At 37.5% G+C, this 14,046-nt stretch carries 10 protein-coding genes and 11 tRNA genes; all 21 read left to right on the plus strand.

The window, feature by feature from the left end:
* Positions 1 to 3: 3 nt before the first annotated feature.
* The 21 genes from ACP3T3_RS18500 to ACP3T3_RS18600 all read left to right on the plus strand — a co-directional run bounded on the left by ACP3T3_RS18500 (position 4) and on the right by ACP3T3_RS18600 (position 13,639).
* Positions 4 to 1,137, plus strand: a complete 1,134-nt coding sequence (locus tag ACP3T3_RS18500; RefSeq protein ID WP_426477228.1) for an AAA family ATPase — start codon at positions 4 to 6, stop codon at positions 1,135 to 1,137.
* A complete protein-coding gene (locus ACP3T3_RS18505; protein WP_426477229.1) occupies positions 1,110 to 1,853 on the plus strand; it encodes a hypothetical protein in 744 nt (247 codons plus the stop codon). The genes ACP3T3_RS18500 and ACP3T3_RS18505 overlap by 28 nt, the downstream gene beginning before the upstream one ends.
* Positions 1,844 to 4,222, plus strand: a complete 2,379-nt coding sequence (locus ACP3T3_RS18510) for a hypothetical protein (RefSeq protein WP_426477230.1) — start codon at positions 1,844 to 1,846, stop codon at positions 4,220 to 4,222. Before ACP3T3_RS18505 ends, ACP3T3_RS18510 begins: the two co-directional genes overlap by 10 nt.
* Entirely contained in the window at positions 4,212 to 5,909 is a 1,698-nt protein-coding gene (locus tag ACP3T3_RS18515) for an APC family permease (protein WP_426477231.1), read from the plus strand. The genes ACP3T3_RS18510 and ACP3T3_RS18515 overlap by 11 nt, the downstream gene beginning before the upstream one ends.
* Entirely contained in the window at positions 5,896 to 6,924 is a 1,029-nt protein-coding gene (locus ACP3T3_RS18520; RefSeq protein ID WP_426477232.1) for a hypothetical protein, read from the plus strand. The genes ACP3T3_RS18515 and ACP3T3_RS18520 overlap by 14 nt, the downstream gene beginning before the upstream one ends.
* Before the next feature lie 234 nt (positions 6,925 to 7,158).
* Positions 7,159 to 7,287 carry a penicillin-binding protein gene (locus ACP3T3_RS18525; RefSeq protein ID WP_120233400.1) on the plus strand — a complete coding sequence of 43 codons (129 nt, stop codon included), beginning with the start codon at positions 7,159 to 7,161 and terminating at the stop codon, positions 7,285 to 7,287.
* Between the two features lie 574 nt (positions 7,288 to 7,861).
* Positions 7,862 to 7,929: transfer RNA gene (locus tag ACP3T3_RS18530), tRNA-His, on the plus strand.
* 76 nt (positions 7,930 to 8,005) lie between these two features.
* Positions 8,006 to 8,082, plus strand: a tRNA-Lys gene (locus ACP3T3_RS18535).
* Positions 8,083 to 8,087: 5 nt separating this feature from the next.
* Positions 8,088 to 8,161 (plus strand) — tRNA-Arg (locus tag ACP3T3_RS18540).
* A 66-nt stretch (positions 8,162 to 8,227) separates the two neighbouring features.
* Positions 8,228 to 8,299, plus strand: a tRNA-Pro gene (locus tag ACP3T3_RS18545).
* Positions 8,300 to 8,305: 6 nt separating this feature from the next.
* Positions 8,306 to 8,380: transfer RNA gene (locus tag ACP3T3_RS18550), tRNA-Glu, on the plus strand.
* A gap of 2 nt (positions 8,381 to 8,382) precedes the next feature.
* Positions 8,383 to 8,456, plus strand: a tRNA-Ile gene (locus ACP3T3_RS18555).
* 4 nt (positions 8,457 to 8,460) lie between these two features.
* Positions 8,461 to 8,532 (plus strand) — tRNA-Asn (locus ACP3T3_RS18560).
* Between the two features lie 220 nt (positions 8,533 to 8,752).
* Positions 8,753 to 8,834 (plus strand) — tRNA-Cys (locus ACP3T3_RS18565).
* Positions 8,835 to 9,020: 186 nt separating this feature from the next.
* Positions 9,021 to 9,154, plus strand: a tRNA-OTHER gene (locus ACP3T3_RS18570).
* Between the two features lie 78 nt (positions 9,155 to 9,232).
* Positions 9,233 to 9,304, plus strand: a tRNA-Glu gene (locus ACP3T3_RS18575).
* Positions 9,305 to 9,677: 373 nt separating this feature from the next.
* Positions 9,678 to 9,749: transfer RNA gene (locus tag ACP3T3_RS18580), tRNA-Gln, on the plus strand.
* 157 nt (positions 9,750 to 9,906) lie between these two features.
* Positions 9,907 to 10,392 (plus strand): ribonuclease H-like YkuK family protein, encoded by a 486-nt coding sequence (locus ACP3T3_RS18585; RefSeq protein ID WP_426477233.1) that lies wholly within the window; start codon positions 9,907 to 9,909, stop codon positions 10,390 to 10,392.
* Positions 10,393 to 10,472: 80 nt separating this feature from the next.
* A complete protein-coding gene (locus ACP3T3_RS18590; protein ID WP_426477234.1) occupies positions 10,473 to 10,889 on the plus strand; it encodes a cyclic-phosphate processing receiver domain-containing protein in 417 nt (138 codons plus the stop codon).
* 103 nt (positions 10,890 to 10,992) lie between these two features.
* Positions 10,993 to 11,544 carry an exonuclease domain-containing protein gene (locus ACP3T3_RS18595; protein ID WP_426477235.1) on the plus strand — a complete coding sequence of 184 codons (552 nt, stop codon included), beginning with the start codon at positions 10,993 to 10,995 and terminating at the stop codon, positions 11,542 to 11,544.
* A 103-nt stretch (positions 11,545 to 11,647) separates the two neighbouring features.
* On the plus strand, positions 11,648 to 13,639 hold the full coding sequence (locus ACP3T3_RS18600; RefSeq protein ID WP_426477236.1) for an AAA family ATPase: 1,992 nt from the start codon (positions 11,648 to 11,650) through the stop codon (positions 13,637 to 13,639).
* Positions 13,640 to 14,046: the final 407 nt, after the last annotated feature.

Raw genomic sequence — 14,046 nt, forward strand, 5'->3', positions numbered from 1 at the left:
TCAATGAACCAGAATATCAATCAGCTTAATACAGTACTGAACTACGTAAAAGATACTTTTGTAGGTAAAAATGATGTCGTAGACCTGTTGGGAATATGCCTTTTGGCACGGGAAAATGCCTTTTTATACGGACCTCCGGGAACTGCAAAATCGGCGATTGTCAGAACGCTGGCAAAAACAGTGAAAGACGGAAAAAACTTCGAATATCTGCTCACCCGTTTTACAGAACCCAACGAGATTTTCGGACCTTTTGATATCAGAAAACTGAAAGAAGGTGAACTTTTGACCAATACAGAAGGAATGATGCCCGAAGCCTCTATGGTTTTTCTGGATGAAATCTTCAATGCCAATTCAGCGATTCTGAATTCCCTTCTGATGGCTCTTAACGAGAAGATTTTTAAAAGAGGAAAAGAAACCAAACACCTTCCTGCACTTATGTTTGTAGGAGCAAGTAACGTTCTTCCCGAAGATGAAGCGCTGAACGCATTATTTGACCGTTTTCTGCTGAGAATCAAAGTGGATTACGTCAATCCCGAACTCTTACAACAGGTACTTTTAGCAGGAAGAAAACTGGAAAACGAAGAAGAAACGGAAATTCCGGAAATTCATGCTGATGAGATCAGGCAGCTCCAGAATATGTGTAGAACAATAGACCTTAAACCGATTTATGAAGTCTATCTGAATACCATTATGAGCCTCAGAAATACAGGAATTGCCATTTCAGACCGTAGAGCGGTGAAACTTCAGAATCTGATTGCAGCAAGTGCCCTGATCTGCGGAAGAAAAGAAGCCGTACTTTCTGATCTGTGGGTATTAAAACATATATGGGATACAGAAGAACAGATTGAAATCCTGGAAGGAATTATCAACAGGACGATTGAGAAAGATGATCATCCGGATTCCCATCCACAGGCAATGCAGAATAAAACACCCGATCCCGAGGAAGTCATGAAAGACGTAAAAATTCTCATGGAAAAATGGAATGGAGGAACATTGAGTTTTGAGGAACAGAATGTAATAAAAGATAAACTAAGATATCTGCAGACCCGTTGCGACTGGATCAGGAATCCGGAACAGAAGCAGTATATTCAGCAAGAAATTGAGAGCTTATGGCAGAAGATTCTTCAAAGCGTTTAAAAGAATTCCGGGCGGAAATTCCCCGTGCTGATGAAGATTTTCTGGGCTCAATCAGAGACTGGAAAAATGTTCAGATTGCCATGGATAATGAAACGATCTGGCTGAAAGGCTTTACCGAAGAACAGGCAGCCGCTTCGGAAATACAACAGTTACCGGATCTTATCTTGTATGAGCTTCGGGATGGACTCCTATTCAGGAAAGAAGCTTTGGTGCCAAGCAAAAAAATGCCGACAGCACTGCTGTGGATTCCCATAGATAAAGCGCTGCAACTTAGCTTTCCACCTTCGAACCAAAACTATTTTGGCATCCACGAACAGGTTCAGATCAAACTCAAAGAAAGCCATGAAGAACAGCCGGTAATTGCTTTACTCTGTGCTATTGAAGACCTTAAAGAAAGCATCGTCACATTGCCTAAGTTTAAACTTGAAAAAATAAAATGGATCCTGTTGGGAAATAGAGCTTTATTTATAGGAGTTCCACTCTTAAGCTTTCCTGGAAAAACATACTGGTCAAAAGACAGACATTTACTGCCTGCAGGTCTGGATTTTGAATTTAAAAATCTAAGTACGCTGTTACAGCAGAAATATAATAAAGAGTCGGAAGGATGGCTGTTGTGGGATAAAAACGGAAATTACCTGTTGATAAAGAACACAGATTTCCGTCCGTTGTCCGTAAGCTCATTCCGCCTTACCCAAAAATCAAGAGAATGGAATTAAATACTTATTTCCAGTCCTATGAAAATTACTTTTGGGAATGGAAAACAGATGAAGATGTTCCCGGAGATTGCGGTTATCATGACAACAATCTCCTCTCGGTTCCGGGAGTGGGAGCAATTGCCTACAGACCTTATGTAATGGAAATTCTGAACTATCTTCAGCCCGTGGGATGGCCTCCCTTCGGGGCATTGCTTATGGTTTTATATGCCATGCAGGATGGCTATACAGATTTTGCCGGCCCACTAAGACGTACCGCTGAGTTTTATAGTAGAGAAGATTTTGAATTCAGTGTGGAAACACAAATTGAATTCCTTGAAAAAATAAAAGAACTTCCCAAAGTTTACAAGCAGAAACAGAACAAAATTGTACTGCTGCAGACACTATTTGGAAACGGTCATAACAGATTGTCACCGAGCTTTTCAGATGGTTTCTTAAGATTCTATTATAAAAGACCACAGGAACTTGCTTCCAGTGCAGAAAAACAACACGCAGGACCAGCCGTTCTAAACAAAGATCTGAGTGCTTTGAATCTGAACGAAAAGTTTCCTACCGTACAATCCATCATTGAGGCGATGAAGGGTCTGATTCATGAACCGGAGCTGAATGATGAGGTGGCAGAAGAAGATACAACGGCGGATACCCATAAAGATTTTATCAAAGAATTAATTGAAGAGCCCAAAACATTTCAGGTAGGAAGTCTGATCAAAAGAATCTGGAGCGGACTGAAAATCCCGATGCGCCATCTTTCTCCCGGTGAACAGCCCATAGGAGGAATTTCTGATATGACCAACAAAGGTGATTTTCACAGGATGCTTCTCACCGAATTTGCCAATGAAGAGGACATCTTTATGAATAGGGTGGCCAATAATGAAGTGCTTTACATTCAGAGAGAAATTCCGCCCGAAGAAAATATTTTTGAAAGAATTATCCTGATCGATACTTCCCTCAGAAACTGGGGAACCCCAAAAGTATTGGCATATGCGTCTGCAATTGCCGTTATCAAACATCCCAAAGCCCATGCTGAATGTAAAGTCTTCGCTTTAGGACAGGCAGGTGTTCCTATGGCACTTAACAAAGTAGAAGACGTGGTGGAAAACCTCAATCAGGTAAGCCCGGTATTGGAAGTTTCAGAAGCGTTGGAAGATTTTTTTGACAAACAGCACTCAGAAAAAGATATTGAAGTTTTCTTTATTACCCATCAGGATACTATGGCTGATGAAAAAATTCAGCGCGTAGTACATCAGAACAGGGATAAGCTGAAATTTCTGGTGACGACTGCTTCAGATGGTGAAATTAATTTTTATAAGCATCATAAAGGAGCAAGAAAGCATATTCAAAAAATAAAACTTCCATTACAGGAACTGTGGGCCAATCCGCCACAGCAAAAACAATCTACTCAGAATTTCAACGGTAAGAAAACTGATCTTCCACAAAACTATCCGATCTTATTTCCAACACCTGTTAATAAGATTGCTAAGTTCTTGTATGATGGAGAATTTTTCATTCTGAGCTCGAAAAAGCAACTGCTGAAGACGTATCTTTCTGATAATTATTACGACAGACATTCTTATGATTATTATAAAACCCATCATGGCTGTGAAGTTTTGTTTGACAAAATTTCCATAAAACCCAAAGGACAGTTTGCCCTTGCTAAAAACAGGCAGCAGCATTTTATTCTGTGCCAGTATCAGCCCGATCAGAAGTTAATATCAAAGCTTAACCTTAATACCGGAGAATATTCTGAACAGAACCTTACAGGAATGAATATTCAGGAGTCTTATCAGCTGAAATATTTTGGAAGGAATTTTTACCTGTATCATCCGGACAGCATTACCCATTACAAAATCAATATTGATGGGAATATCTCTGTAGAACCTATTAGCGGAAAAGACAAAGAATTTGAAAAAAATAATATAAAAGCTGAAGCCGAAGTTGCCAAGCTGGAGGGAAGCGGATTGAGAGTGATCAATAATTTCAATAAAATCGGGATCAATCAGCATGGAAACCTGGTTGTTTCCGGAAATGAATTGTACAGTGCTTCAGAAAACACTTTGGATTTTTCCAAAAATAAATATGATATCAAAATTTTTGCTGAACAGAATAAAAATAAATTTACGTTTCCCGATGGAAGTGAAATTATTACCGATTCGCGGGGAATGCTGACTTTCCGAAGCAGTAACAAGAGTATTGAGGAATTCTTTATTCCTTCCACGCTGGGTGGCTTCCTATCATTGGCAACCTATACTGAATTTGGCGGGTCGGAATACTATCTTCCTGAGCACGCCCTGCTGAAAGTAAAAACAATGGATGATATGTGTGACAGGTTTTTAAAACCTTTTATAGAACAGATTTTGGATTATGGAGCTTAGAATAAAACCTTTCCCGAAAAATAGTTTTCCCAAAAAAGGACTTTTGATCAAAGGTTCCTCCCCTGTGGTATGGCTTCAGGAAATGGAAATACTTGGCATTAATTTAAGTCAGGTAAAATCTTTTGCTGTTCCCTCAGATAATCCCAATGTGCTGTATGGATGTTTTCTTATTTTTAATGATCTTGCTCCGCAGGAAATAGGAAGAAATGCTTACTTCCAGAGTGTGGACGACAGGCTTTTTATCCCTGAAAATACAACCTTTTATCCCAAAATAAACCCTGAAGACTGGGCACAGCTTGATTCCCGTTTTCTGATTATGCATCCCGAATTCGGACTGGTGAAATTGTCTGAAGAAATCGACTGGACTGCATTAATTCAACAACCTGGAACCATAGATGAAAGAATCAGAAAACCGCTGAACGGGGTTTCAATTCCCCAGGAAATAAAAAGTTTCACGGTGGAAATGGATGACGAAAAAGTAATGGAAGCATTACAGCCAAAGCAAACCGAAGAAGAATGGATGAACAACCTGCCGTTTGACCTTAAAAAAGTAATGGACGGAAATAAAAAAGAAATAGAAAAATACTTAAAATACATTGAAAAATACCCCGAAAGAGCCATAGAGTTAGGTGTTTCTCTTGACGTTATGGGAACTTCCAGAGGCGATGGATTTGGAAAATTTACATGGCTGGAAGGATTATTTGGCGGAGGAGCGGGAAGTAAAACCGAAAGTGCAGGAACAAAGAATTTCCGCAGAGTATTCTGGGCGCTTATTATTGCAGCTATCGTTTTAAAGATTACATTACCTTCAGATAAAAACAATCCGGACCAGGAAGAAGCAGGAACTTCTTCGGGAACCATTGTGAACAATGCTGTAAAAGCACCTTCGGATATGATTGCTTTCCAGTCGGGAACGTCCGAAATTGATCTTAAGATTGATTCCATGTATCACCAGCAGAGAAAAGGATTGTCCAGAGAGCTTATGAACGCGGGGATCATAGAATCCAAAACAAAAGAAGACAAAGAAAACTATAAAAAAGCGGGTGGCAGAGAAGTCGGTGAGATTGGAAGGGACATCGAAAAGCTTGTTAATAAAGAAAAACAAAGCAGAGATTCTCTCAAAACCATTTACACCCGGAAAATTACAAAACATCTTGAACAAAAAACAGAAAAGCTGAAGCGTCAGATTTCTGATTCTTTAAAACAATACACTCAGGGAAAACCGGTGAATGGCGATGTTGTAAAATATCTTCTGAAAAAAAGGAAGGCTTTGATGGCTGATTCTCTGGGGAAACTCTATGGAACACTGGATATCATAGATCCTTCTTCAGCTTTAATGGATAAATCGAAAGTCAAAGCAATCGGTGCAGAAGGAACACCGCTGGAAAAAAAGGCTCCTGTTTCAGATATTCTGTACATGGTTATCCTGATGATTGCCGGAGTAGGGCTGTATTCGTTCCTGTTTAAAAATAAATCTTTAAACCTCGGTGGTGATAGTGTGCCGGCCTGGGTAAAGTTTATTTTAATTGCAATCCTTATGGCTATGCTGGTGTACTTATTTTATCCGTTGGTGAAAATGTTTGGATACAACTGGTTTGTATGGGTTCTGGTCATTGGTGTAATGCTGCTCCTTTATCGCCTGTTTAGAGATGATAAAACCATTTTAAATTCCGATGATGATAAATAAACAGAAATTTATAGACAAATTTATGGCCGCATTCGTGCTGTTGGCGATGTTTAAAGTTATCGGAATCGTTGCCCAGTTATTCCATGAAAGCTTCTGGAGTGTGGTCGGGACATTGGTTATTTTCCTGGTTGTAGCCTTTATTATCCTTCTTGTCATTACTTCTTTAAAAGATAAGGAACAAAACAACAGGAATGCTGCGGGAAGAAAGGGCACTGGAAGCAGTAACTTTTATCTTGAAAATTCCCTTTTTGACAGAATCCGGAGCAAATATGAAGAACTTGCCGAGAAATACATTGCTGAAAACGATTATAAAAAAGCCGCCAGAGTCTATATGAATCTGCTGCAGGATAATTACAGAGGTGCAAAGACATTGGAAAACGGAGGATTTTATAATGAAGCAGCCGTAGTATATCTTAAAAAACTGAACAATAAATCCGATGCTGCGGTCTGCTATGAAAAAGCAAAGCAATACAAAAAAGCAATAGATCTTTACAAAGAAATGGAGCAGAAAGAAAAAGTAGGCGATCTCTATAAAGAAATCAGTGATCTTAAAAACGCCCATCATTATTATCAGATCGTTGCAGATGATTACACCAACAATAACCAGATGGTAAAAGCTTCTTTGGTATACCGTAAGAAAATGGAAAAACCTGAAGATGCGCAAAAAGTACTGCTGAAAGGCTGGGAAGAAGATCGGGATGCCTTCAACTGTTTGAATAACTACTTTGCCAATATTTCTGATGTTAAAAAACTGGAGTCAGAAATAAAGGATTTGTATGAAAAAACTCCAGCTCATAAAAAGATTACTTACCTGGAAGTCATGAAGTACGAATTCAAAAAAGATCCGAAACTGCATGCCGCTACCAGAAATATAGCTTATGAAATCATTGCCGAAAAAGTAAACACCCGTTCCGAAATTGTCAACGAACTGAAATATTTTAATCCCGATGATCAGGTGATCCTGAAAGACATTTCAAGATTCAAAACAGGAAGAAATAAAATGTTCAGGAATTAAAAACAAAAATTGGGAAGAAGTACAGCTCTTATTAAGCAAAAATAAAACGTTCGCTTCATCAATCAATTTTTAATTGATTCTCCTTAGCTCACTAAATATGATACCCCTGAAATTAAAACTTTGCGTGGTAAAAAGCATTATATACTAAGTATCCGAAACTTCCTTTTTTATTACCCTTCCTTGTGAGAATGATAAAATAAAACCAAAAAAGATTTATCTTTGCCCCAGAAAATTATGACAATACAAAGAGCACATATCAATGCGGAACTATGCGAAAGCCCTTCAAATAAAGGGTTATTCGGGTATGATGAGGTGATATGGAATGAGGCGAAATGTGCTGACTTTGGAAATTATTTACTGTAAACTTGTAAAAATTTAATCAAAATACAACAGAAACGCCTCGATTTTTCGAGGCGTTTTTTGTTTTTTAGGTCAGAAATTATTTAGAATGAAAAAAAATAACCATAAACATGAAAATTTTTTAATCAACAATGAAACTTTAATACGATAAAATAGAGTGATAAGCAACCCGGTGAGAGACAGTCATTTAGGTAATTAAGATATCTGCAAAATATTGCGGACAGAAATTCTCTATTCTAGAAATTATACGTAATTAATTGATTGTCAATGCTTTGAATTTAAAATTTATTTGCAGATTCCAAAAAATCCTATTTACTTTGCAACCGAAAATTGAAAGCAGCAGGTTTCAGGATTCAATTAAAAATAATTTAGAAACAAACAAAAATAAAATGAAACAGTTACACAACATATTCAATCAATATTCAAGACTATTCGGACAGGAGCCGACAGGTTTTGCGTGTATTCTTGAAAGTGGAATTGTGGATAAAAGGTGCTTATATATGTGGGTCAGCTAATGATCTTTAACGTTAAAATATATGAAGCGCCTCCCGAAAAGAGGCGCTTTTTTTATGGTTTCTTTAGCTTATTTGGTAAAGCGCTGGTCTGTGGAACCGGAGAACAGGGTTCGATCCCCGGAGATACCCAAATAAAAAATGTGAATTGTGAAATTTAAATTGACAAGCGAAGCGAATTGATTATTGACTATTCACAACTTTAAAACAATCTCATAGCTCAATGGGTTAGAGCACCGGTCTTTTAAACCGGGGGTTGAAAGTTCAAATCTTTCTGGGATTACCAAAAACGGTTCCGTAGCTCAACCGGACAGAGCATGGGTTTTCTAAACCCAGGGTTAGAGGTTCGAGTCCTCTCGGAATCACAAAGGTTCATAGAAACTTTCCGATCCGGCTGTCTCCCGGAAAAGAAACAGAAGTGAGCCTTAAAGCTGGAAAGATAACGGTGGTTGTTTACCCGTCTTGGACGCGGGAGGTCGCAAGTTCGAATCTTGCTTTCCAGACAAATTATTCCATTAGCATAGTGGTAAGTGCATTCGGCTTTCTACCGAACGACAAGGGTTCGATCCCCTTATGGAATACCAATGATTTCGTAGCTCAAGTGGTTAGAGTGCCGGTCTGATACACCGAAGGTTGAAGGTTCGAGTCCTTCCGGAATTACAATGATTTTGTAGCTCAATGGCAGAGCACCGGTCTGTTAAACCGGAAGTTGAAAGTTCGAGTCTTTCCAGAATCGCAGGTAACTAATTGTTAATTGTTTCAGGAGAAAAAGTAAAAGTTTGTCGAGCGCAGAAGATCTTTACGCCAAACACGAAAAATACAGACAGGCTTTTCTTCTCTCCGGATTCATTAGAAATTAATTGTGATCATTTATAAATTTTTAGGTAAAAATAAAGTTTGTCGAGCGCAGAAGTTCTTATATCAAACACATTAAGACAGGCTTTATTTTTTAATCTGATGGTTCGCCGAAGTGGAAGAGTCGGGACGGTCTGCAAAACCGTTGTGTAAACTGAGTGGGTTTGAATCCCATAACCATCTCAATGTAAAAACTATAGGAGATATAAGAATCTTTTATCATCTATAGCAAGAATATCCTTTATTAATAAAAGAAAAAGGCTGTCGGGCGCAGAAGATCTTTAAACATTCAACATAAAGACAGACCTTTTCTTTTTTTTGAAAGGAAAAAAATGAGGAATTACTTTGATTAATTGCTTATAAAAATCAGGAAGTACACCGAAGTTGGAGAGTCGGGGCACTGACATGAGGAACGAATTGAACGATTCCTTAAAAATGAAAGTAATAGAGTTAAAATCTATTGCTTCATTGCTGAGTAGGTTCGAATCCTACTGCTTCCACCAACCGCTGATAATGTAATGGCAGCATGCAGGAAATATACTCTTGTTGTTCAGGTTCGATTCCTGGTCAGTGGCTCAAATGCTCTATTCGTCTAACGGTAAGGACGCCTGCCTTTCGAGCAGAAAACAAGGGTTCGATTCCCTTATAGAGTACTGGATGTGAATAGCTGGTCAATATTGAATTGATATTAATACCATGAAAGTTCAGATTTTTTTTTAAAGAAATTGGCCAGTTATCATTCACACAAAAATAAAGAAAAAAGAAAAAAGAAAAAAACTGTCAAGAGCAGAAGATCTTTAATCAATAAAAACAGACAGTCTTTTACTTTTTTTTAAAACAAAATATTAATTAGGAAATGAGAAAGGTCTGTCAGCGCAGAAGATTTTACAAACACTAACAGGCATAGTTTTATCAATAGACAGAGCTTTCTCAAACTTAACATGGTATAAGTAATAAGCAATGAGCAATCATTGATACCTGACTGATTTCTGATATTACTCATTACTTATTACTCATGAATTAATCTGATTCATAGTGTAATTGGCAGCACACAAGATTTTGATTCTTGGAGTTTAGGTTCGAGTCCTAATGAATCAACAGCATTTAATCTGATAGTGTAATGGCAGCATCTCAGTCTCCAAAACGGATGATATCGGTTTGAGCCCGGTTAGGAGTGCAAAAAGATGAAACCAGTGACGGGTTATCATTTATCAATTATCAACAATCATTTATAAATTTAAAACATGTAGAAAAAATGGAAACGCAACAACAAACATGGCAGAATATGAATGGAAAAATTTTCCAACATTCTATCACTCAGCTGGTAGAAGAAGCCATCATCCGCGAACAGGCTAACGGACACCGTCTGAAAGTATGTGTGGGATCAGACTCCCATGTATACGGAGATGCCATCAGCTATGCTACGGCAGTAGTATTTATTCGTGAGGGAAAAGGAGCGTTTACCTTTATCAGAAAAGAAAGAGAAATACAGAGTATCAGTATCAAGGAGCGAATGCTGAATGAGGTCAACAAATCCGTTGAAATCGCATACGCGATCTGCTCTGTGCTGGATACTTATGGTGTGGAAATGGAGGTACACGCAGATATTAATACCGACCCCGATTTTAAATCCAATGTAGCATTAAAAGATGCTATGGGATATATTCTGGGAATGGGTTATGTGTTCAAGGCAAAACCTTATGCCTTCGCAAGTTCCAGCTGTGCTGATATGATGGTGTAAAAAGATATGAAGTCAGATGCTGGAAGTTTTTGACACTACATTATAAACTTTCAGTGTTCAGCTTCTAATCAAAAAAAGTCATGGAAAAAACAAAAAGATTACTATTTCTGGATGATATAAGATACCCAATAGAGGTCTATCATTATACAAAACAGGATATTTTCCTCAGGAGCGACTGGCATATCGTTCGTAATTACGAACAGTTTATCAACAGGATTTTGGAAAAAGGACTTCCGGAAATGATTTCTTTTGATCATGATCTTGCAGACGAACATTATTTGAAACAGGATTCTCAGGAATTTGTTGAAAAAACCGGATATGATTGTGCCAGATGGCTGATAGAGTATTGTATGGATAACTATCTGGATCTTCCAAAATTCTACTGTCACTTTATGAATCCGGTAGGAAAAGAAAATATCTTAAGCCTGCTGCAAAACTTTAAAGAATTGAAGCCACTCATCACAGCGGAACAAACGATGCTTATAATAGGGCCATAATTTTAAGAAGATTATTAGGCTGGAAGACTTAAGCTGGAGGCCGGAAATAATTAGACATTGTAAAATTTCCCTCTTCCTCCTTTAACAATTAAATTTTTAACAAATGAAAACAACAGAAAATATACTAATAGTAGACCTCGAAGCAACGTGTTGGGAAAACCAGCCGCCAAGAGGCCAGGAAAGTGAGATTATTGAAATAGGGGTATGCATTATGAATGCAAAAACAGGTAAAATCTCAAAAAATGAAGGGATTTTAGTAAAACCCCAATATTCAAAAGTAAGTCCGTTCTGTACGGAGCTTACCACCCTTACCCAACATATGCTGGACCATGAAGGGATTATGCTGGATGACGCTTTTGATATCCTGAGAGCAGAATATGATTCCGAAGAACTGACATGGGCAAGTTATGGAAACTACGATTTGAACATGCTGCAGAATCAGGCAAGAAGATTTTACACAGATTATCCTATGAGTGATGACCATATCAATGTAAAAACATTATTCGGTGAAATTCATCCTGCCATCAGGAAAAGTGTCGGGATGAACAGAGCTTTGGGTGAATTGGGAATGACTTTAGAGGGCACACACCACAGAGGAGTAGACGATGCCAAAAACATTGCGAAGATTCTGCATTGGTGCCTTAAGAATTATTAAAATAATGAAGTATTTCAACATTATCAATCATATGGGCTCTCTTGAAAAGGAGAGTCTTATTTTTTATAAATAGGGTGTTTTAGCTTTTTATAAATTAACTTTGATGAAAACTTTTTATTCATTGGACGGACTCACTGATTTACTTGAACACACCGGCAGAAATGTATTTTTGACAGGAAAAGCAGGAACAGGGAAGACTACTTTCCTGAATGAGTTTGTGAAAAAGACCCGCAAAAAACACATTATTGTTGCACCTACAGGTATTGCAGCTATTAATGCCGGTGGAGTTACAATTCATTCATTATTTGCGATTCCTTCACGTACATTTGTACCAACTACAGAGGCTGTTGATCCTAATCTGGCAATGAATATCAATGAACTTTTTCCTCATTTTAAATACCGGAAAGATAAACTTGATCTTTTCCGTGAAATTGAATTGATTATCATTGATGAAGTTTCAATGCTGAGAGCTGACCTGCTGGATATGATGGATCACTCATTAAGGAGAGTCCGACGAAATCAATTGCCGTTTGGAGGAGCACAGTTGCTGTTAATTGGGGATTTATACCAGCTGCCTCCTGTGGTTAGGGATGATTCAGAACGTATCCTGTCAAAATTTTATCAGACACCGTTTTTCTTTTCCGCCAGAGCATTCCAAGGCATCCCATTGGTAACAGTAGAATTACAGAAAGTATATCGTCAGCAGAGCCTGGAATTTCTGGAAATACTTGATGCTGTAAGGCATGCAGATATCCGTAATTTGAATTTTGAAAAATTAAATTCCAGATATAATCCTGATTTTGAGCCTGAAAATGAAACCTATATCCATCTTTGTTCTCACAATCGAATAGCTGATCATATTAATCAGAAAAAGCTGGCTGAGCTGCGTGAAGATTCTCATTTTTATCAAGCAGCTGTTATTGGTGAGTTTAAAGAAACCCAATATCCCAATGATAAAATTTTAGAACTGAAAGTAGGAACCCAGATCATGTTCATCCGAAATGATTCATCTCCTGAGAAAAAGTTTTACAATGGCAGACTCGCAAAAGTTTCCTATCTGGATAAAGACCTTATCAAGGCCGTGTTTGAAGAAACCGGAAAAGAAATAACGGTGACGAAAGAAGTTTGGGAGCAAAAAAGATATATACTTGATGGGGAAAAGAATATCAAAACGGAAATACTGGGAAGTTTTGAACAATATCCGATACGTTTGGCCTGGGCGGTTACCATTCATAAAAGCCAGGGATTAACCTTCGATCGGGTAATCATTGATGCAGGTAGATCTTTTGCCAGCGGACAGGTATATGTTGCATTAAGCCGCTGCCGGACTTTGGAAGGAATTGTTCTGAAATCTAAAATTACACCTGAAGCCATATTTTGTGATCCCAGAATTGAACATTTTCAGCTGTCAACCAATGCCAATGATACTTTAGAACAACTCGTTGAGCGGGAAAAGTATGATCACACCCTGCATAAAGTAAGGATGACTGTGGATGGCGGCTGGTTGAAAGATGCTGTTATGATTTGGGAAGCGGCTGCCTTATCAGTAGAAATACCGGATCAAAAAAAAATAAAAAAACTATTAAAAGATTTTAAAACAGAAAGTGAAATACTTTTTATCATTTCCGAAAAGTTCCGAAAAATTATTCATCAAAAAGCAATAAGCTTTGCAGCCGGAACTTGCCAATGGTCTGAAATTGAAGATAAATGCAAAGGTGCTGTCAATTTTTTCTATAAAAAGATCGCAGAAGATTTTCTGCTGCCTTTAAAAGATTTTTATTCGGAAACTGTAGGAACAAAAGGACTAAAATCCTTTAATGAAGAAACTAAAATATTCCTGTATGATCTTGCAGACTTTATTGAAAAACTGAAAGAATGTTATCTCTTAGACCTTCCTTTATTTGACAGAACACTTGAAGTAGATACCTCTGTAGTCATTGCAAAAAAACCTACACACCTTATTACTTTTCAGTTATTTGACGAAGGAATGCCTCCTTTTGAAATTGCAGAAAAAAGAAATCTTACCTTACCAACAGTATACAAACATTTGGCAAAAATGGGGTTGACAGAGGTAGAAAAAACTTTTAAGATGTAATCTTTTACCCATAAAATTGTATAGTTCAATTATCCGACTTGATAATTGGAAATCAATACAATTTCACTTTGCCGGTTTTTCACCAAAAATCCATATTAAATATTTTAAAAAAAATTAACGTATCTGCGGAGTAAAATAATTTTACCATAAGACATACAAATTCTGAATTTAAGACACCAAATGATGTGTAAATATCAAAGTACAGGGCTTTTATTCACTTTTTTGTATATATATCTTTAAACAGGGAATTGTTTTAATAATTTTAAACATCGTGGTAGAGCTCGTTTTATTAACTTAATGTTTTGTTAAAAAAATCACATTTAAGGGATAATTTACTGTCTGTCAGGCAATTTTTGTTAATTTAGCTGATAAGAATGATTTTATGCTTATTGATGGAGATTTTAAGA

Source organism: Chryseobacterium sp. CBSDS_008, from assembly GCF_049959325.1.
GTDB lineage: Bacteria > Bacteroidota > Bacteroidia > Flavobacteriales > Weeksellaceae > Chryseobacterium.

What these genes read in the sequence shown, in the direction of transcription:
- ACP3T3_RS18500 (WP_426477228.1), top strand. Translation starts at nt 4, where the DNA reads ATGAACCAGAATATCAATCAGCTTAATACAGTACTGAACTACGTAAAA.
- ACP3T3_RS18505 (WP_426477229.1), top strand. Translation starts at nt 1,110, where the DNA reads ATGGCAGAAGATTCTTCAAAGCGTTTAAAAGAATTCCGGGCGGAAATT.
- ACP3T3_RS18510 (WP_426477230.1), top strand. Translation starts at nt 1,844, where the DNA reads ATGGAATTAAATACTTATTTCCAGTCCTATGAAAATTACTTTTGGGAA.
- ACP3T3_RS18515 (WP_426477231.1), top strand. Translation starts at nt 4,212, where the DNA reads ATGGAGCTTAGAATAAAACCTTTCCCGAAAAATAGTTTTCCCAAAAAA.
- ACP3T3_RS18520 (WP_426477232.1), top strand. Translation starts at nt 5,896, where the DNA reads ATGATGATAAATAAACAGAAATTTATAGACAAATTTATGGCCGCATTC.
- ACP3T3_RS18525 (WP_120233400.1), top strand. Translation starts at nt 7,159, where the DNA reads ATGACAATACAAAGAGCACATATCAATGCGGAACTATGCGAAAGCCCT.
- ACP3T3_RS18585 (WP_426477233.1), top strand. Translation starts at nt 9,907, where the DNA reads ATGGAAACGCAACAACAAACATGGCAGAATATGAATGGAAAAATTTTC.
- ACP3T3_RS18590 (WP_426477234.1), top strand. Translation starts at nt 10,473, where the DNA reads ATGGAAAAAACAAAAAGATTACTATTTCTGGATGATATAAGATACCCA.
- ACP3T3_RS18595 (WP_426477235.1), top strand. Translation starts at nt 10,993, where the DNA reads ATGAAAACAACAGAAAATATACTAATAGTAGACCTCGAAGCAACGTGT.
- ACP3T3_RS18600 (WP_426477236.1), top strand. Translation starts at nt 11,648, where the DNA reads ATGAAAACTTTTTATTCATTGGACGGACTCACTGATTTACTTGAACAC.